Source organism: Erysipelatoclostridium sp. DFI.2.3 (assembly GCF_019132535.1).
In the GTDB taxonomy this organism is placed as follows: domain Bacteria; phylum Bacillota_I; class Bacilli_A; order Erysipelotrichales; family Erysipelotrichaceae; genus Clostridium_AQ; species Clostridium_AQ innocuum.
This window is the reverse complement of the sequence record NZ_JAHOOJ010000011.1, coordinates 76540-95262: the sequence shown is the minus strand read 5'-3', so window position 1 is coordinate 95262 and position 18723 is coordinate 76540. Positions and strand designations below refer to the sequence as shown.

15 protein-coding genes are annotated in these 18723 nt (G+C 45.6%); 10 read left to right on the top strand and 5 right to left on the bottom strand.

What is annotated here, in order from left to right:
* From carB (KSZ58_RS12615) to carB (KSZ58_RS12585), 7 genes are all read left to right on the top strand, one after another.
* Window positions 1–3216, top strand: coding sequence for a carbamoyl-phosphate synthase large subunit (gene carB / locus KSZ58_RS12615; RefSeq protein ID WP_008817490.1), 3216 nt, complete (start codon window positions 1–3; stop codon window positions 3214–3216).
* 1 nt (window position 3217) lies between these two features.
* Window positions 3218–3964: a dihydroorotate dehydrogenase electron transfer subunit gene (locus KSZ58_RS12610; protein WP_009270974.1), complete on the top strand. Its 747-nt coding sequence runs from the start codon at window positions 3218–3220 to the stop codon at window positions 3962–3964.
* On the top strand, window positions 3964–4872 hold the full coding sequence (locus KSZ58_RS12605) for a dihydroorotate dehydrogenase (protein WP_008817488.1): 909 nt from the start codon (window positions 3964–3966) through the stop codon (window positions 4870–4872). The genes KSZ58_RS12610 and KSZ58_RS12605 overlap by 1 nt, the downstream gene beginning before the upstream one ends.
* A complete protein-coding gene (pyrF, locus tag KSZ58_RS12600; protein WP_008817487.1) occupies window positions 4872–5573 on the top strand; it encodes an orotidine-5'-phosphate decarboxylase in 702 nt (233 codons plus the stop codon). The genes KSZ58_RS12605 and pyrF overlap by 1 nt, the downstream gene beginning before the upstream one ends.
* Window positions 5574–6212, top strand: coding sequence for an orotate phosphoribosyltransferase (gene pyrE, locus KSZ58_RS12595; protein WP_008817486.1), 639 nt, complete (start codon window positions 5574–5576; stop codon window positions 6210–6212).
* Between the two features lie 96 nt (window positions 6213–6308).
* The gene (locus tag KSZ58_RS12590; RefSeq protein ID WP_008817485.1) at window positions 6309–7385 is read left to right on the top strand and encodes a carbamoyl phosphate synthase small subunit; all 1077 of its coding nucleotides are present in this window, start codon (window positions 6309–6311) and stop codon (window positions 7383–7385) included.
* A gap of 1 nt (window position 7386) precedes the next feature.
* Entirely contained in the window at window positions 7387–10605 is a 3219-nt protein-coding gene (carB, locus tag KSZ58_RS12585) for a carbamoyl-phosphate synthase large subunit (protein WP_009270972.1), read from the top strand.
* 178 nt (window positions 10606–10783) lie between these two features.
* On the opposite strand, the gene KSZ58_RS12580 is transcribed toward carB (KSZ58_RS12585), so the two are convergent.
* The 5 genes from KSZ58_RS12580 to KSZ58_RS12560 all read right to left on the bottom strand — a co-directional run bounded on the left by KSZ58_RS12580 (window position 10784) and on the right by KSZ58_RS12560 (window position 15217).
* Window positions 10784–11533: an ABC transporter permease gene (locus KSZ58_RS12580; RefSeq protein WP_008817483.1), complete on the bottom strand. Its 750-nt coding sequence runs from the start codon at window positions 11531–11533 to the stop codon at window positions 10784–10786.
* Window positions 11530–12537, bottom strand: coding sequence for an ABC transporter substrate-binding protein (locus KSZ58_RS12575; RefSeq protein ID WP_008817482.1), 1008 nt, complete (start codon window positions 12535–12537; stop codon window positions 11530–11532). The genes KSZ58_RS12580 and KSZ58_RS12575 overlap by 4 nt, the downstream gene beginning before the upstream one ends.
* Window positions 12534–13142: an ABC transporter permease gene (locus KSZ58_RS12570; RefSeq protein WP_224727329.1), complete on the bottom strand. Its 609-nt coding sequence runs from the start codon at window positions 13140–13142 to the stop codon at window positions 12534–12536. The genes KSZ58_RS12575 and KSZ58_RS12570 overlap by 4 nt, the downstream gene beginning before the upstream one ends.
* 145 nt (window positions 13143–13287) lie before the next feature.
* Window positions 13288–14040: an ABC transporter ATP-binding protein gene (locus tag KSZ58_RS12565; RefSeq protein WP_002610609.1), complete on the bottom strand. Its 753-nt coding sequence runs from the start codon at window positions 14038–14040 to the stop codon at window positions 13288–13290.
* Entirely contained in the window at window positions 14027–15217 is a 1191-nt protein-coding gene (locus KSZ58_RS12560) for a PucR family transcriptional regulator (protein WP_002610611.1), read from the bottom strand. Before KSZ58_RS12560 ends, KSZ58_RS12565 begins: the two co-directional genes overlap by 14 nt.
* Window positions 15218–15457: 240 nt before the next feature.
* Between KSZ58_RS12560 and KSZ58_RS12555 the strand changes: the two genes are divergently transcribed.
* From KSZ58_RS12555 to KSZ58_RS12545, 3 genes are all read left to right on the top strand, one after another.
* On the top strand, window positions 15458–16675 hold the full coding sequence (locus tag KSZ58_RS12555; RefSeq protein ID WP_008817480.1) for an MFS transporter: 1218 nt from the start codon (window positions 15458–15460) through the stop codon (window positions 16673–16675).
* A 12-nt stretch (window positions 16676–16687) separates the two neighbouring features.
* Window positions 16688–17455 carry a nucleoside phosphorylase gene (locus KSZ58_RS12550; protein ID WP_009270971.1) on the top strand — a complete coding sequence of 256 codons (768 nt, stop codon included), beginning with the start codon at window positions 16688–16690 and terminating at the stop codon, window positions 17453–17455.
* Window positions 17456–17625: 170 nt separating this feature from the next.
* On the top strand, window positions 17626–18447 hold the full coding sequence (locus KSZ58_RS12545; protein WP_002610616.1) for an SDR family NAD(P)-dependent oxidoreductase: 822 nt from the start codon (window positions 17626–17628) through the stop codon (window positions 18445–18447).
* The last annotated feature ends 276 nt before the right edge of the window (window positions 18448–18723 follow it).

Sequence of the window (18723 nt, the reverse complement as noted above, 5' to 3'; positions counted from 1 at the left end):
ATGCCGAAAAGAAACGATATAAAGAAAATCATGGTGATTGGCTCCGGTCCGATCGTCATTGGACAGGCAGCGGAGTTTGACTATGCCGGCTGTCAGGCCTGCACCTCTTTGCGCGAGGAAGGCTATGAGGTTATTCTGATCAACTCCAATCCGGCAACGATTATGACGGATACTGTTATTGCGGACCGTGTATATATTGAGCCGCTGACGCTGGAATTTGCGAGCCGTGTTATCTATAAGGAGCGTCCGGATGCTATTTTGGGCAGCCTGGGAGGACAGACCGGCTTAAATCTTGTTGTTGAGCTGGCAGAAAGCGGTATTCTGGATGAATATCACGTGGAAATTCTGGGAACAGCACTGGATGCCATTGAAAAAGCAGAGGACCGCGATAAATTCCGAGAGCTGATGTATGAAATCGGGGAACCGGTACCGGAAAGTGTAATCGTTCATACGATTGAGGAAGCGGTGGCTTTCGCATGTGAAAACGGCTATCCGGTTGTGGTACGTCCTGCGTTTACATTGGGTGGTACCGGAGGCGGCTTCGCTCACAGTGAGGAAGAGCTGCGGGTAATCTGCGATAACGGTTTAAAAATCTCTCCGGTTCACCAGTGCCTGATCGAACAGAGCATCGCCGGTTATAAGGAAATTGAATACGAGGTTATGCGTGACAATGCGGACAATGCAATCGTTGTCTGCAATATGGAAAATGTTGACCCGGTCGGTATTCACACCGGTGATTCCATCGTTGTTGCGCCAACTCAGACGCTGACGGATAGAGAATGCGGCATTATGCGTGCATCTGCATTGAAAATCATTCGTGCATTAAAAATCTGCGGTGGCTGCAATGTGCAGCTCGCACTGGATCCAAACAGCTTCAACTACTATGTCATTGAGGTCAATCCGCGTGTGTCACGCTCCTCTGCCCTTGCCTCCAAGGCGACCGGATATCCGATTGCCAAGCTTGCGGCGAAGGTGGCTGTCGGTCTGACACTGGATGAAATTATCAATCCGGTCACAACAACCAGCTATGCCTGTGTGGAGCCTTGCATCGATTATGTTGTCACAAAATTCCCGCGCTTTGCCTTTGATAAATTCCCGAAGGCAGATCGTACACTGGGTACACAGATGAAGGCAACCGGTGAGGTTATGTCCATAGGACGTACCTTCGATGAAGCGATTTTAAAGGCTATCCGCTCTCTGGAAATGAAGACGGATCACCTGGAACAAAAGGATATCAACGCGATGAATGAGGATGCCTTATGGAAGAAGCTGGCACAGTGTGATGATGAGCGCATCTATGTCATAACCGCATTGCTTCGAAAGGGTGCGGATATCGAGGATATCTTTGCAGTAACGAAGATGGATCGCTACTTCCTGAACCGCTTTAAAAACATCGTTGCACAGGAAACCGTCATCCGTCAGCATCCGATGGATCTAAACGTTCTGCAGGCTTCCAAGAAAATGGGCTTTGCGGATTCCTGGATTGCAAGAAGCTGGAACGTAGAGGAAGCTGCTCTCTACGATACAAGAAAACAAAACGGCATTATGCCGGTCTATAAAAATGTGGATACATGTGCAGGGGAGTATGTATCGCATACACCGTATCTGTATTCCACCTATGAGCATGAAAACGAATCCGTATGCAGTGACAACCGTAAAATTATCGTACTCGGCTCCGGTCCGATTCGTATCGGTCAGGGTGTGGAGTTTGACTATGCGACTGTACACTGTGTAAAGACGATTCGTGAACGCGGCTATGAAGCGATTGTTATCAACAATAATCCGGAAACCGTATCAACCGACTATTCCATTTCCGATAAGCTGTATTTCGAACCGCTGACGATTGAAGATGTTATGCATGTCATCGATCTGGAACAGCCCCTTGGTGTTGTCGTGCAGTTCGGCGGGCAGACGGCAATCAATCTGGCAGATAAGCTGGTTGCGCGCGGTGTGAAAATTCTGGGAACCTCTCTGGAGGATATCGACCGTGCAGAGGATCGTCACGAGTTTGAAGAAATGCTGCATAAGCTGGATATACCGCAGCCGCAGGGGGAAACCGCTGTGGAGGTTGAGGAAGCAGTGAAAATCGCAAACCGTATCGGATATCCGGTACTGGTGCGCCCATCCTATGTATTAGGGGGACGTGCGATGGAAATCGTGCACAACGATGATGACCTGCGTGTCTATATGGCAACGGCTGTGAAGGAAATCAGTCATGATGCACCGATTCTGGTAGATAAATATATCATCGGTAAGGAAATGGAAGTGGATGCAATCTGTGATGGAGAGCATGTATACATTCCGGGAATCATGGAGCATATCGAGCGTGCCGGTGTGCATTCCGGTGACTCCATCAGTGTCTATCCGGCTCCGACGGCAAGTCAGAAGGTAAAGGATACCATTATTGATTATGCGACACGCATCGGTAAGGGATTCCACTTCATCGGTCTGTATAATATACAGTTTATCGTGGAAACCGATAAGAAAAGCGGGGAAGAAAGAGTGTATGTTCTGGAGGTTAATCCTAGAAGCTCCCGTACCGTGCCATTCCTGAGCAAGGTTACGAATGTTGGGATGTCCTATGTGGCAACACGCTGTGTTCTGGGAGATTCTTTAAAGGATCAGGGCTACGAGGAAGGCGTGCATCCGGAAGGGGAGCGTGTCTTTGTCAAGGCCCCGGTATTCTCCTTTGCGAAGCTGCGAAGTGTAGATACGACACTGGGACCGGAAATGAAATCTACCGGGGAAGCACTGGGCGGCGATGTAACGCTGGAAAAGGCATTATACAAGGCACTGCTGGCAAGTGGTGTGAAGATTCCGCTGCACGGCAATGTTCTTATTACGGTTGCGGATGATGACAAGCAGGAGGGGCTGAAGATCGCGAAGCGCTTTTCTGCCATCGGCTATGGTATTTATGCGACGAAGGGAACGGCACAGTATCTTTCCTCCAACGGTATCTATGTAAAAACCGTAGACAAGGTAAAGGAAGAAACAGACAACAATGTGATTGATGTCATCCGTAAGGGACGCGTCAACTATGTGGTCAATACGATGAGTATCTCCAGTGAGGTAAACCGGGACGGCTTTGAAATCCGCCGTGCTGCCGCTGAGAATAATATCAGCTGCTTCACATCGCTGGATACCGCCAATGCGATTCTGCGTGTGCTGGAATCCCAGACGTTTACCACCATTTCCATGAATGAACTGGAGGGATAAGATGCAGGAAGAAAAAGGACTGATTTTAAGTAATAAGAGGATAGCGAAGGATACCTACCGTATGGAAATACAGGCATCCATCGCAAAGGATATGAAGCCGGGACAGTTTGTAAATGTAGCGGTGGAGGGGTTTATGCTGCGCCGTCCCATCAGCATCTGTTCTGTTGAAGATAAAACACGCTTTGTCATCATCTACAAGGTGGTAGGGGATGGCACAGCCAAACTTTCCACGCTGCGCACGCAGGGAATCATCGATGTGTTTGGTCCCCTTGGCAGCAGCTATCCGATTCATGAGGAGGAGCATGAGGTGCTGCTGATCGGTGGCGGTGTGGGAGTGCCGCCGCTGTATGAGCTGGCAAAGCAATACCGCAATATCAATGCCTCTGTTAACGTGGTGCTTGGCTTCAATGATCAGGAAAGCGTATTTTACGAAAATGAATTTCAGCGGCTGGGCTGTCATGTTGCAGTAGCGACCATGGATGGAAGTTATGGGACAAAGGGAACGGTGATGGATGCCATCAGGGAGCATAATATCACGACAGAGTTTACCTGCAGCTGCGGTCCAAGACCGATGCTGAAAGCAGTGGAAGCGCACTACACCCGCGGCTATATGTCCTTTGAAAGCCGTATGGCATGCGGCATCGGAGCCTGCATGGCGTGTGTGGCAAAGGATAAGTTGGAAGAAAACATGTACCATCGCATTTGCAAGGAAGGTCCTGTTTTCCCAATCGGAAAGGTGGAATACTGATGGATCTGCATGTAGAACTACCGGGACTTCATCTGAAGAACCCCATCATCCCAGCCAGTGGCTGCTTCGGCTTTGGCCGTGAATTTGCCGAGCTGTATGATCTGAGTCTTTTGGGAGGTATAGCAATCAAGAGTGCAACACCACACAGCCGCTTCGGAAATCCGACACCGCGTGTTGCGGAAACACCGTGCGGCATGCTGAATGCCATCGGTCTTCAAAACCCAGGGGTGGATGTCATCATGGAGCGGGAGCTGCCATGGCTGGCGCAGTTTGATACGGAGATCATTGCCAATGTGGCAGGTGCCAGTGAAGAGGAATATGTCGAGGTGATCACGAAGCTGAATAAAAGCGAGGTTGTTAAGGCATATGAGCTGAACATCAGCTGTCCGAATGTGAAGCACGGGGGAATCGGTCTGGGTACGGATCCCAAGCTGGCGGCGAGTGTTACCCGCATGGCTAAGGAAGCGGCGGAAAAGCCGGTCTATGTCAAGCTGTCACCGAATGTTACCAACATCGTAGAGATTGCCAAGGCTGTAGAAGAGGCAGGGGCAGACGGTCTGGTGCTCATCAATACCTTGATGGGAATGCGTATGGATCTGCATACGGGAAAGCCGCTGCTGGCCAATGTGACCGGCGGTCTGAGCGGCCCTGCCATTAAGCCGGTAGCAGTGCGTATGGTGCATCAGGTGGCATCTGCTGTCAATATTCCGATTATCGGTGTCGGTGGTATCACGCGTGCGGAGGATGTACTGGAATTTCTGTATGCCGGGGCAAGTGCGGTTGAAGTGGGAATGCAGAACTTTATCGATCCGCTGTGCTGTGTTAAAATAATAGAGGATTTGCCAAAGGTCCTGAAGAAATATGGGAATAACAGTCTGAATGATGCTGTTGGAAGGAGTTTTCGTTGATGAGTAAAACAATGGTTGCGTTGGATTTCTCCACGCGTAAGGAAGTATATGAATTTCTATTAAAGTTTCAGGAGCCGATTTATGTGAAAATCGGTATGGAGCTTACGTATTCTTTTGGTTTTGAAATTGTTCGGGAAGTGAAGGCGATGGGACACCAGATTTTTCTGGATCTGAAGCTGCATGATATTCCAAATACGGTTAAACAGGCGATGAAGAATCTGGCAAAGCTGGATGTGGATGTTGTTAATCTGCATGCGGCAGGTGGAAGTGCCATGATGAAGGCTGCAATCGAAGGTCTGGAAGAGGGAGCTGTCAATGGCAAGCGTCCACTTTGCATCGCTGTAACACAGCTGACAAGTACATCCAATGAGGCAATGAATGAAGAGCTGCTGATTCCCGGAGATGTAAAGGATGTTGTTATCTCCTATGCGAAGCTGGCAAAGGAAAGCGGACTGGACGGTGTTGTGTGCTCTGTTCATGAAGCAAAGGCAATTCATGAGGCATGCGGGTCTGACTTTCTGACGGTTACACCGGGTATTCGTCTTGCGGATGATTCCAAGGATGATCAAAAGCGAGTGGCAACGCCGGCATTTGCCAAAGAACAGGGCTGTGACTACATCGTCGTGGGAAGAAGCATTACAAAAAGTGCCGATCCGGTGGCTACCTATCATGAAATTGAAAAAACGATGGAGGGAAAATAAATGAATATTGAAAAAACTGTCGCAAAGAATCTGCTGGATATCCAGGCGGTATCTCTGCAGCCAAATAATCCATTTACATGGGCAAGCGGAATCAAATCACCAATCTACTGTGACAACCGTCTGGTACTTTCCTTTCCGGAAAAGCGCACTGTGGTTGTGCAAGGCTTTGTGGAACTGATCAAGCAGGAATATGCAGAGGCTGAGGTCATCGTCGGTACAGCGACTGCCGGTATCCCATGGGGAGCGATGGTGGCAGACAAGCTGGAGAAGCCGTTTGGCTATGTGCGCAGCTCCAACAAGAGCCATGGCAAAGGAAATAAAATCGAGGGAAAAATCGAACAGGGTGCTAAGGTTGTTGTCGTAGAGGATTTGATTTCAACGGGAGGCTCCGTCAAGGATGTCATTGAATCCCTGCGTGAGGCAGGTGCCGAGGTACTGGGCGTTGTGGCAATTTTCACCTATCTGTTACCGGCATCTACAGAGCTGTTTCACAGTATTTCCTGTGAATTTAAGACATTGAGCAATTATGATGTACTGATAGATGTGGCATTGGAGCATGCCTATATCAAGGATGGAGACCTTGAGAAGTTAAAGGCATGGAAACAGGATCCGAAGGATGAATCCTGGATGGAAAAATAGAATAGAGAGCACAATGCATTGGGGCATAGAATACAGCAGGTATTCTATGCCCTTTTGGTGGAAACGGCAATTGTAAGGACTTACAGGAGGAGCTATATGAAAAAACGTTTACTGATACTGGAGGACGGCAGTGTATATGAAGGCTGCGGCTTCGGAGCTGATCATTATCAGGTAGGGGAGCTTGTGTTCAATACCGGAATGAGCGGCTATCAGGAGGTACTGTCCGATTTATCCTATTGCGGTCAAATCGTTATGATGACCTATCCGATGATTGGAAATTATGGAATCAACCGGGATGACTTTGAAAGTCTGGATCCTGCTGTGTTCGGTTTTGTTGTGAAGGAATACTGCGCGCAGCCAAGCAATTTCCGATGCGATCTGACACTGGATGAATTTTTAAAGCTAAAAGAAATACCGGGAATCTGTCATGTGGATACGCGCGCGATTACAAGAAAGCTGCGCAGCAGCGGTACCATGCGTGCCATTATGGCAAATGCGGATGCAGATGTGGATGCAATGGTCAGGCTGTTGAAGGAGACTGATTTTTTGCACGATCAGGTTGCACGCGTATCCACGCAGAAGCCTTTTCCAATTCCAGCCCGTGGGAAAAAGGTTGTACTGATGGATTTCGGGGCAAAGCATGGCATCATCCGCGAGCTGTCTCGCAGAAGCTGCGATCTTGTCGTTGTACCATACAATACATCAGCACAGGCGATTCTTGCTCTGCATCCGGATGGCATTATGCTGAGCAACGGTCCGGGGGATCCCAAGGATATGACAGGTGCAATCAAGGAAATCCGCGAGCTGATCAAGCATGTTCCGGTATTCGGCATCTGCCTTGGACATCAGCTGATTTCTCTGGCGTGCGGTGCCAATACGGTTAAGCTGAAATTCGGACATCGCGGCTGTAATCATCCCGTCCTGAATCTGTCCAGCAAAAAGGTGGAAATCACCTCGCAGAATCACGGCTATGCTGTGGAAGCAGAAAGTCTTGCGAACACAGATCTGATTATGACACATCAGGCACTGAATGATAAGAGTGTGGAGGGTGTCCGCCATAAACGCTATCCGGTATTCAGTGTACAGTATCATCCGGAGGCTGCACCGGGACCGGAGGATGCGAATTATCTGTTTGACCAATTTATGAAACTGATGGAAAAGGAGAACGTATAAAATGACAAAGCGTACAGATATGAAAAAAATACTTGTGATCGGGTCTGGACCAATTGTCATCGGTCAGGCAGCGGAATTTGATTATGCCGGAAGTCAGGCCTGCCAGTCTCTTCGTGAGGAAGGCTATGAGGTCGTCCTGATCAATTCCAATCCGGCAACGATCATGACCGATACGGCGATTGCGGATCGTGTCTATATTGAACCGCTAACACTGGAATTTGCCAGCCGTATCATATATAAAGAACGTCCGGATGCTATACTGGGCAGTCTGGGGGGACAAACCGGATTGAATCTGGTTGTTGAACTAGCTGAATCGGGAATTCTTGAGGAATACGATGTGGAGATTTTGGGAACGGACTTAGCTGCCATCAACAAGGCGGAGGATCGTGAGCTGTTTCGGAATCTGATGTATGAAATCAACGAACCGGTACCGGAGAGCGATATCGTTCATACGGTGGAGGAGGCGATTGCCTTTGCGAATTCCATTGGCTATCCGGTAGTTGTTCGTCCGGCGTACACACTGGGAGGAACCGGTGGAGGCTTTGCGGATACGGAAGAGGAGCTGCGTATCATTGCGGATAACGGATTAAAGCTGTCTCCAGTACATCAGTGTCTGATTGAACGCAGCATCGCAGGCTTTAAAGAAATCGAATATGAGGTTATGCGGGACAATAACGATAATGCTATCGTGGTCTGCAACATGGAAAACATTGATCCAGTGGGCATTCATACCGGGGATTCCATGGTTGTGGCGCCCGTGCAGACGTTGTCCGATCGTGAGCATCAGATGCTGCGCAATGCCAGTCTGAAAATCATACGTGCCTTGAAAATATGCGGAGGCTGCAATGTACAGCTGGCTCTGGATCCCAACAGCTTCAAATACTATATCATTGAGGTGAATCCAAGAGTATCCCGCTCTTCAGCGCTCGCCTCCAAGGCTACCGGCTATCCGATTGCAAAGCTGGCCGCAAAGATTGCGGTCGGTATGACATTGGATGAAATCATCAATCCGATTACCAAGACGAGCTATGCCTGCTTTGAGCCATCACTGGATTACATCGTTACGAAGCTGGCACGATTCCCGTTTGATAAATTTGAGAGGGCCGATCGTCGTTTGGGAACACAGATGAAGGCTACCGGTGAAGTCATGTCCATCGGTCGCAATTTTGAAGAAAGCTTTCTGAAGGCAGTACGCTCTCTGGAAATGAAATGTGATCACATCGATCATAAGGAAATTGATGCCTGTACAACTGAGCAGCTGTGGGAGAAAATCGCGGTAAAGGATGATCTGCGCATGTTCGGCATCGCTGAGCTGATTCGCCGTAAGGAATCACTAGCACGTATTCATGAAATAACGAAGATCGATATGTTCTTCCTGCATAAGTTTGCGAATATCATTTCTCTGGAAGAAGAAATGATGGCACATCCACAGGATCTTACCGTACTCCGTACGTTGAAGGAAAACGGCTTTGCGGATTCCTATATCGCCCGCAAGTGGGGGATGAAGGAGCGCTCCCTCTATGAGCTGCGGAAGAATAACGGCATCGTACCAGTATACAAAATGGTGGATACCTGTGCAGCGGAATTTGAAAGTGCGACGCCGTATTTCTATTCCACCTATGAACAGGAAACGGAATCCTTCCGTACAGACCGTAAGAAAATCATCGTTCTAGGCTCTGGACCGATTCGTATCGGACAGGGTGTGGAATTCGACTATGCGACCGTACACTGTGTAATGACACTGCGGGAGCGCGGCTATGAGGCGATCGTTATCAACAACAATCCGGAAACGGTATCGACAGACTTTTCTATATCCGATAAGCTGTATTTTGAACCGCTGACGATTGAGGATGTTATGCACGTTGTGGATCTGGAACAGCCGCTGGGTGTGATTGTTCAGTTCGGTGGACAGACGGCAATCAATCTGGCGGATAAGCTGGTGGAGCGCGGTGTGAAGATTCTGGGAACCTCCCTCAAGGATATTGATCGTGCCGAAGACCGCCATGCGTTTGAAGCATTGCTGCACACGCTGGATATCCCGCAGCCACAGGGGGAAACAGCAGTGGAGGTTGAAGAAGCTGTAAACATTGCGAATCGTATCGGATATCCGGTACTGGTACGCCCTTCTTACGTCCTTGGCGGACGTGCGATGGAAATCGTGAACAATGATGATGATCTGCGAGTTTATATGGCAACAGCGGTCAAGGAAATCAGTCACGATGCGCCGATTCTGGTGGATAAATACATCGTCGGTAAGGAGCTGGAAATCGATGCCATCTGCGATGGGGAGCATGTGTATATTCCGGGAATCATGGAGCATATCGAGCGGGCCGGTATTCACTCCGGTGACTCGATCAGTGTCTATCCGCCGCAGACCATTTCCGACAAGGTGCGCGACACCATCGTTGATTACAGCATTCGTATCGGAAAGGGATTCCACTTTATCGGCTTGTTCAATATTCAGTTTATCGTGGAGGCGCCAAAGGATGGAAAAGAGGAAATGGTATATGTTCTGGAGGTCAATCCGCGAAGCTCCCGTACCGTACCATTCTTAAGCAAAATCACCGGAGTGGCAATGAGTCATATCGCAACACGCTGTGTTCTAGGTGACTCTTTGGCTGAGCAGGGCTATGAGGAAGGTATCCGTCCGTTTGAGAATCGTGTATTTGTCAAGGCTCCGGTGTTCTCCTTTGCGAAGCTGCGCAGCGTTGATACGGTGCTGGGACCAGAAATGAAATCGACCGGAGAAGCACTGGGTGGTGATGTTACCTTGGAAAAAGCACTGTATAAGGCACTGCTTGCCAGCGGTATCCGTATTCCGAATCATGGAAATGTGCTGATGACGATTGCGGATGATGACAAGGAAGAGGGGCTGCGCATGGCAAAGCGTTTCTCAGCCATCGGCTATGGCATCTATGCGACAAGTGGAACAGCGAAGTTCTTACAGGAAAACGGGTTGTTTGTGAAAACTGTCAATAAGATTTCCCAGGAGGGCGATTTGAATGTCCTGGATGTGATTCGCAAGGGAAAGGTAAATTATGTGATCAATACCATGTCCAGCGAGGATAAGGAGGTAACGAATGACGGCTTCCTGATTCGTCGTGTATCCGCAGAAAATAATATCAGCTGCTTCACCTCCTTTGATACGGCAAATGCGATATTAAAGGTGCTGGAGGCCTTGAATTTTACAACCATTTCAATGAACGAGCTGGAGCACTAAATATGTCTCTATTATAAAAGCATAGTTAAAATACTTTCAGCATTTGCCGAGTGTTTATATCTTTGAGTGTTTATGAAAAAGGAAATCCAAACGATTGAGGAATTCAATCATTTTGGATTTCCCTTTTTTTATTATTCAGCCTTAGGAAAAAAGTATATACATTGCCAAAAAGGCATTGTTATTTCCAATACAGCACTCTATGCTCTACAATCTGACAAGCTTCATATAAAAGAAGTCCCAGCAGAGAAAGCAGGAATATTGAAGAGAGAATCATATTTAAATCGTACATTTCTGCACCATTTGTCAGCAGATAGCCAAGACCGGCTTTTGCCCCCATCATTTCTCCGATCACAGCGCTAGTAATTGCCTGTGTCACAGCGACCTTGCTGCCGCTGATGACCTCATGGAAGGCACAGGGCAACTCCATACGTATGAAAATCTGCCATCGATTTGCCTGTAATATATTCATGAGATCCCTATATCCGGAATTGATTTTCTTCAATGCACTGCTTTCCGCCACCATGATAGGGAAGGACACTACCAGAATGACCAATGCTATTTTGGAAGTCAGTCCAAGCCCAAACCATAAAATGAATAGCGGAGCAATGGAAATTTTCGGTGAAATCTGCATGATGAGAAGCAATGGCATAAGCAGATGCTCTAAAAGTCTGTTTTTCGCGAGTAAATAACCGAGAATCATACCTAAGATAATACCCCAGAAGGTGCCGATAAAAATTTCATACAGCGTTGTTGTGATATGCAATCCCATGTTGCCGCTTTGCATAAATTGTATAAAATATTTGAAAAAATCAACAGGAGAAGGAAGATAATAGCTGGGGATATGAAATATAATGGTGATAAACTGCCACAGTATCAGCAGGCATGTAAGCAGTACGCACATTTCCACATAGATTCTTGTTTTTTTCATGATGCACCTCCCGGTTGAACTATGAGCTCATCTGCAGGAAAGGATGTCTTGAATAATCCGTTTTTTTGCAGCAGGTCAATGTAAATCTGATAATCATGGAGATTACTGTAGCCATATCCATACACTGCGGTATCTTCAGAAACCCAAAGATTTTTTACAAATTCCTGCGAAATAATATCTATGTATTTCTGTTCACTTCCGGCAATGCTTGGTGTAAATTTTTCCTTTGCGATATTCACAGCTTCCTGCACCTGACCTTCTATAATATCCTGCATACCCCGATTCAAGGCATTCGTAAAACCTCTGCATATTTCCGGATGCTCTTTCAAGAAAGTCTGTGAGGTGATTACTACATTTCCATAGGAGGGCATATAGTCGTTGCTGAGAAACTGTTTAACGTCGATTCCACTAGACTGAAGCTCATAGGTGCGAAGCTTAGAAAAGCAAATTGCATCTACCTGATTGGAAACGAGAGCATTCACAATTGCACCTGTTCCGATCACTTTGATTTGCACATCATGGATGGATAGGCCGTTCTGCTGCAGAATAACCTTCAGCTGAATATAATTGGGACTGCCATAACTTGTAATGGCAATTGTTTTGCCCTTCAGATCCTGTATTTTATGAATGCCAGATTCGCTTTTGTAAATGATTGCTCCCAGCCCCTTCTGATAGGTAGTATGAATGATGTTGACTGGAACACCGTTTCCCCGACCCAACAATACAGTATCCGCATTAGGAAAACCGAAGGGTACATTTCCTGCCCCCACGTTTTTAACAATTTCTGCAGCAGATGCATAATAGAAATTGACCTGCAGTCCTTCCTCCTTGAAATAGCCCTTTTCCTGTGCGAGATATAGCGGCGCATAATAAGGTGTTGCAGCTCCATCAATCTGAATATCAACTTCAAATAGTCCATCTGTATTTTTATATGGGTGAAACGAAGAACCAGTACATCCGGATAACAAACATAAAGATAACAAAATGAAACAGAATTTTTTCATTGCTTTACCTCCTGATATCGCTGTAACCGTTGTTCCAGCAGGTTTACAGCTGCATACAGTAAAATTCCCAGCAAAATGGTAAATAGAATACCTGATATCAGCAGCGGACTATCAAAGGTGGAACTGGCAAATGATTGCAAATATCCGATACCCGACTGTCCTGCCATCCATTCCGCTACAGTTGCTCCAATAATAGCCTGTAGGATGCTTATCTTGAAGGAAGAGAGAAGATACGGTATGCAGCACGGAAACTCTAGCTGAGTAAATATCTGTCTGCGATCTGCGTTCAATACCTGCATATATGCATACATTTCTTTTGGGATATGACCGAGACCCAGCAGCACACCTTCTATGATAGGAAAAAAGGACATGATGAAAACGATGAATAATTTGGAGCCATAACCAAGTCCAAACCAGATAATGAAAATAGGAATTAAGGCAATTTTCGGTGATACCTGAAAAAATACAAGCAGAGGCATACTCAGCTGTTTGATATGTGGATGCTTCCCAATACAGTAACCGACTATAATACCAAACAAAACTGAGAGTGCGAAGCCAAACAGAACCTCGCTCAGGGTATATAGCAGATTTTTATAAAAATCCATTTGCGTGAGCTGAAAAACCATTTCCTTAGCAACGGCAGTGGGAGTTGGTAGGATGAAGGAGGGAATATGGAAAAAAGTTACATAAGCATACCATAAAAAGATAAATACAGATAGAGAGAGAAGCGTATACCATATCGCTTCTTTTTTATGCCTGCTCATTCAGCATACCTCGCAATCTGGATACATAATCCGTAAACTCTATAGCTTCTCGCAGCTTCAGGCTTCGTTCCTGTGGGAGATCAATAGTGATGATGTCGCGAATTTTGGAAGGCCGATTACTTAAAACGGCAACGCGTGTGGATAGAAAAACAGCCTCTTCTATGTCATGTGTAACAAATAGAATGGTTTTTTTCGTCTGTTTCCAAAGACGTCTGAGCTCCAGATTCAAATAATCTCGTGTCAGGGCATCCAACGCACCAAAGGGTTCATCCATTAACAGAAGCTTTGGGTCGTAGCTAAGTGAACGAGCGATGGAAGCTCTCTGCTTCATACCTCCGCTCAGCTCCTTTGGCAGAGAATTTCGAAATTCCTTAAGTTTCATCAACTCCAGCAATTTCTCTACACGCATCAATGATTCCGGTGTTTTTTGATGTTTGATTTCCAATGGCATTATGATATTTTCATAAACACTTTTCCAAGGGAATAAAACTGAATCCTGAAATACAAAACCCAGATTTTCTTTTAACGTGTTGTCATGGAATACGATTTCTCCACCGTCACGCTCCTGTAATTCACTTACGATTCGCAGCAATGTGGATTTGCCACAGCCGCTGGGACCAATAATAGAGATGAATTCGTGTTCATGGATTGCAAGAGATACATCTTTAATTGCTTGTATCCGCTCTCCGTTAGCTGTCGTAAAACATTTTGAAATGTTTTTCAATTCAATCATTGTCATTGTCATTCCTCCAATTTTCCATCATATGTGATAATAAGGATACATAAAGGTTTATTTTCTCCTGCATGTCATTCATGTGTAAACCACATAATGCTTCAATTTTCTTCAGCCGATACTGCAGTGTATTAACATGAATAAACAACTCTTTACATGTTTGCTTCTGGTTCTCGTTATTGCGGAAGTATTTGATAAGAGTATCCAACAGAAAAGGATACTCCTTTAGCGGTGCAATGGTCTGCTGAAAATAATTTGTTTTATCCTGCTGCTGAAGCTCCTGTATGATTCGCAGCAGTTGTACCTTTGGATAAAGGATAATCTGCTGTTTCTGTAGTGTCAGACCAACGTGTACAGAAAATTCAGCTTCTTTCATCAGCTCAGCAATATTAGCTGCTTTCTGAACTGAGCTGATTCCAATCTGCAGATCTGGATATACTGGAATCAACTGCTTAAGTTCTTGTATACAGGCTGAAGAAAACTGTGAAGCTTTCAGAATTACGGCTGTATAAATCGCCGTGTTCGTATGCATGAAGAGAAAGTCATGAAGCAGATGCTGTTGCTTCATACGCTCATATATCGTACAGACATGCAGAAAAATCGAATAGCGCTTCTGCTCAGAGAGCTGAGCATTCGTAGATTCTCTATCAATTTGAAACTGAATCAGCTGCAGTTCGTTCTGAAACAGTGCAAGCTGCAATGACTGCGTACAGCGTCGGACAATCAAATCCTTGAAAGGATCCGTGCTTAATAGCAGATAACGCATAAGGTATTCCTTAAGGGTATCCTGTTCATCTGCCAGAGAAAGCAGACGATTGATAGCATTCGTTAAGGATAGGTAGGTTCGCTGAGGCGGAATGAGAAAAATGGGAATCTGCCATTCCTGCGCCAGTATGGAAAGTCTTTTTACACGCGCCATATGCTCGTCAGTTTCTCTGCATTTTACCGCAAGAGCAGCGGTTGACAGGCGCTGCATATCATGGAGTAACTCCAGCAGATCCTGCTCATTTTCCGGTAATGTTCTGGAACTTGTCAGAAGCAGTTCACCACCCTTCGCCCATTCCCGTATGGGTAGAGATTCCATAATGGTTACAGAAGCAACCAAGCGCTGTACATTAGCCCCCTCATACAGCGCTTTCAGATCCCAGATATCACTGCTCATGATCGTGCTTAAATAGATCATACGGTATCACCTCCCATTCACAAATTTCGTGTGATGTTTTTGGATACAGATCATACCGGTATATAAATAATATGATTGCGGTTACAATACACCTTATTTATTACTGAATGATATCATACAAGAAGTAAACGTGTAAATTGTGTAGATACACGAAATCACTGGTAATTTTTGGGCTCTTTCCACAATTGTTAGAATGCGCTTTTCTATCTAAAATGGTGGTGTAAGGAAAGGAGACTTTTTATGAGTCAAGAACGTATGAATATGAGTACCTATCAGAAAACGGCATTAGGTACCACAATGGCCGGGCTGGGAATGCAGAGCTGTAGTACGATGCTGTTATCCTATGTACTGACCTCTATTATTGCTGATTTTGCAATCAGCTCAACTGCAGGTGGAGCGATATCCACCATCACCAATCTGGGAATGCTGGCCGGTGGTATCATCTTTGGAACATTGGCAGACAAGTATGGCAGAGTAAAAATTTTTGCAATTACAGTCGCTATTTTCTCTATAGCGACAGGGCTGACAGCTTGTTCTACAAGCATAACTGCCATTTATGTGCTGCGCTTTTTGGTAGGTGTCGGCGGAGGCGGAGAGTATGGTGTGATTATGTCCATCATTGCGGATTCTTTCGCTGAGGGTAAAAGAGGAAGAATTACTTCATTTGTAACAATTGCAGGACAGCTTGGCAGTATCATTGCTGCCATAGGAGCTGCATTGATTATTCCAACATTCGGCTGGAGAGGTTTATTTGTATTTGGTGCTCTTCCAATTTTCCTGGCTGTTTTTATCCTTTGGAAGCTGCCGGAATCTGAAGCATGGAAGGCGGTAAAAAAAGAATCGGTTACTAAAAAATCAGGAATACGTGATCTTTTTACAGAAGGCAGGGCTTTTACAACGATTCGTCTGACCATTATGGCGATTGTACAGGTTGCCGGATACTTTGGGCTGATGAACTGGCTTCCTTCAATTTTGCAAAACAAAGCCGGACTTAGTATTTCCGGTTCATCAATTTGGATGATAGCAACCATTATCGGTATGTCTTTAGGAATGCTGGTCTTCGGTCAGATTATGGATAAGATTGGTGCCAAAACGGCCTATGCATCATTTCTGATTGCATCTGCGATTGCAGTATTTGCATATTCCTTTGCAGATTCTGCAATGTTGATTTTGGTTGGGGGCGCAATTGTAGGTTTTTTTGCCAACGGTATGAATGCAGGCTACGGAGCAATTGTTGGTAATCTATATCCAACACATATCCGTGCAACTGCAAATAATATTATTTTCAATATCGGTCGTGCTATTGGTGGTTTTTCCTCAATCGCTATCGGTTTCTTTTTAGATAACTATTCTCTAACAGTAGCCATGGCATTTCTTACCGTGTTATACTGTATATCTCTGATTACAGTGACAACGCTACAGATACACAAGCCAAAGCCAGCAGAAACACAGGCATAGGAGGTAGATAATATGAGTATACATTTGAAAGAATTAAAGCACGGAGATTTGGGGGAAGCGACCATAATTGTTGGAGATCCTGGTAGGGTTTCACTTCTTGCAGAAGCGTTTGATAAGCGTAGTATTATTGTTAATAATCGTGAATTTCTTTTAATGAATGGTTATTATAAAAATCAGAAGGTATCCGTATGTTCTACCGGCATAGGTGTAGGCTCAACGGAAATCTGTGTGAGTGAGCTGCTGGAAAATGGAGCAAAACAAATCGTACGTTGCGGAGGCTGCGGCGCATGGCGTGACGATATTGAGCCAGGCGATATCATTTTAAATACTGGAATGGCACGAACAACAGGATTGATGACGACTTATGTCCCGGATACGTATCCTGCTGTTGCAGATTCGCTGTTAGTCAGTCGGATTGCAAAACATCTGTCCGGCAGTAAAAAAATCCATATCGGATTGGGACTGACGGCAGAAACATATTACATAGGGCAGGGAAGGGGTATTTCAATAAAGGGAAAAGCACTTCCTGTTCCCAATATGATTGAAGAATGGTCAAGTCTGGGAATTATGAATTGTGAAATGGAAACAGCAGTACTTTATATACTAGCATCCTTATACCAGATTCCTGCTGCAAACTGCCTCGCTGTTCATGTCAGTCGCAAGAACGAGAAATGGGAATGTGAGGAGGATTATCGCAAGCTGCATTATGAAATGGCGCAGCTTGTACTGGATGCGATGCTAGAGCCATCAACGCAGTATGAAAAAGAAAAAGAAGCATAAGGAAGGAGATAAAGAAATAAAGGGAACGAAAGCGTATAGATAAAATGAAATAGCCGTAGCATGGAGGATTTCCAGCTGCGGTTTTCAACTCTGCATAAAGATTGTATAAGTGTAGTATTTTTTCTTTGTAAGCGCTATAATAATATTAAGAAAACAGAAAGGAGCTTTTTATGAATACAGAACGTTTTAAGGATAAAATTATGGTCGTAACCGGAGGAACCTCCGGAATAGGAAAAGCAGTTTGTATCCGTGCCGGTGCAGAAGGGGCAACCGTTGTCATCGCTGGACGAAATGAAGAACGCGGAAAGGCGATTGAAAAGACCATTACGGATCAGGGAGGCAAGGCACTGTTTGTGCGCTGTGATGTGACTATAAAAGAAGATATCATCGCCCTGTATGCGAAAGTGATGGAAGTGTATGGACGTATCGATATCGCTATTAACAATGCCGGCATCGTCGGAGATTCCAAGAAAATCGAAGATTTGACAGATGAGGACTGGTTCAGCGTTGTCAATGCCAATCTGAATGCCATGTTCTATTGCATTCGTGAGGAAGTGAAATACATGCTTACCAATGAAACCGGTGGAAGTATTGTGAATACCGCATCCGTGGCAGGTATTCGGGCAACCCCTGCAGGACCTGCCTATGTTGCCAGCAAGCACGGTGTTGTCGGACTGACAAAATCAACGGCAATGGATTACGCTGCGAAAAACATTACCTGCAATGCCATCTGTCCGGCAGGAACCGATACACCGCTGACAGAAGCCGCAAAGCAGAAGATTTATGCCAAGATTGCGGAATTGAAGGCACAGGGAAAAGACCCGCAGGAATTTATGAAGAATTCCATGATTGCCGGTAAGACGGAAACTCTGCAGCATCGCAATGCTACAAGTGAGGAGCAGGCAGCGACGATCCTGTATTTTGCCAGTGATGAGGCAAGACACATCACCGGTAGCATTGTCGCAAGTGATGGCGGTTTTACTGTTTATTAACATACATATGAAGAAAGACGGAGAGGAATTCAAAGCCTTTTCGTTTTTATTTTCTGAAGTTGCGCACCTTATCATCATCAGCTTCTTTTTTTATAAAGAGTTCAGGATGTTTTCATTGACAGATGCTGTAAAAAAGAGTATTCTATATATGGAGTTAGATTAAACTAACAAAGAGATTGCAGTTCTTTGTTTTCCTTATAACTTTACAACCAGCCCAAATCTGACTTCACAATCAGACTGTCTGTTTCCACGATACGGCGGACAGGCGGTCTGCTT

Coding starts and splice junctions, on each gene's coding strand:
- carB (WP_008817490.1), top strand. CDS start 1: ATGCCGAAAAGAAACGATATAAAGAAAATCATGGTGATTGGCTCCGGT.
- KSZ58_RS12610 (WP_009270974.1), top strand. CDS start 3,218: ATGCAGGAAGAAAAAGGACTGATTTTAAGTAATAAGAGGATAGCGAAG.
- KSZ58_RS12605 (WP_008817488.1), top strand. CDS start 3,964: ATGGATCTGCATGTAGAACTACCGGGACTTCATCTGAAGAACCCCATC.
- pyrF (WP_008817487.1), top strand. CDS start 4,872: ATGAGTAAAACAATGGTTGCGTTGGATTTCTCCACGCGTAAGGAAGTA.
- pyrE (WP_008817486.1), top strand. CDS start 5,574: ATGAATATTGAAAAAACTGTCGCAAAGAATCTGCTGGATATCCAGGCG.
- KSZ58_RS12590 (WP_008817485.1), top strand. CDS start 6,309: ATGAAAAAACGTTTACTGATACTGGAGGACGGCAGTGTATATGAAGGC.
- carB (WP_009270972.1), top strand. CDS start 7,387: ATGACAAAGCGTACAGATATGAAAAAAATACTTGTGATCGGGTCTGGA.
- KSZ58_RS12580 (WP_008817483.1), bottom strand. CDS start 11,533: ATGAAAAAAACAAGAATCTATGTGGAAATGTGCGTACTGCTTACATGC.
- KSZ58_RS12575 (WP_008817482.1), bottom strand. CDS start 12,537: ATGAAAAAATTCTGTTTCATTTTGTTATCTTTATGTTTGTTATCCGGA.
- KSZ58_RS12570 (WP_224727329.1), bottom strand. CDS start 13,142: ATGGATTTTTATAAAAATCTGCTATATACCCTGAGCGAGGTTCTGTTT.
- KSZ58_RS12565 (WP_002610609.1), bottom strand. CDS start 14,040: ATGACAATGATTGAATTGAAAAACATTTCAAAATGTTTTACGACAGCT.
- KSZ58_RS12560 (WP_002610611.1), bottom strand. CDS start 15,217: ATGATCTATTTAAGCACGATCATGAGCAGTGATATCTGGGATCTGAAA.
- KSZ58_RS12555 (WP_008817480.1), top strand. CDS start 15,458: ATGAGTCAAGAACGTATGAATATGAGTACCTATCAGAAAACGGCATTA.
- KSZ58_RS12550 (WP_009270971.1), top strand. CDS start 16,688: ATGAGTATACATTTGAAAGAATTAAAGCACGGAGATTTGGGGGAAGCG.
- KSZ58_RS12545 (WP_002610616.1), top strand. CDS start 17,626: ATGAATACAGAACGTTTTAAGGATAAAATTATGGTCGTAACCGGAGGA.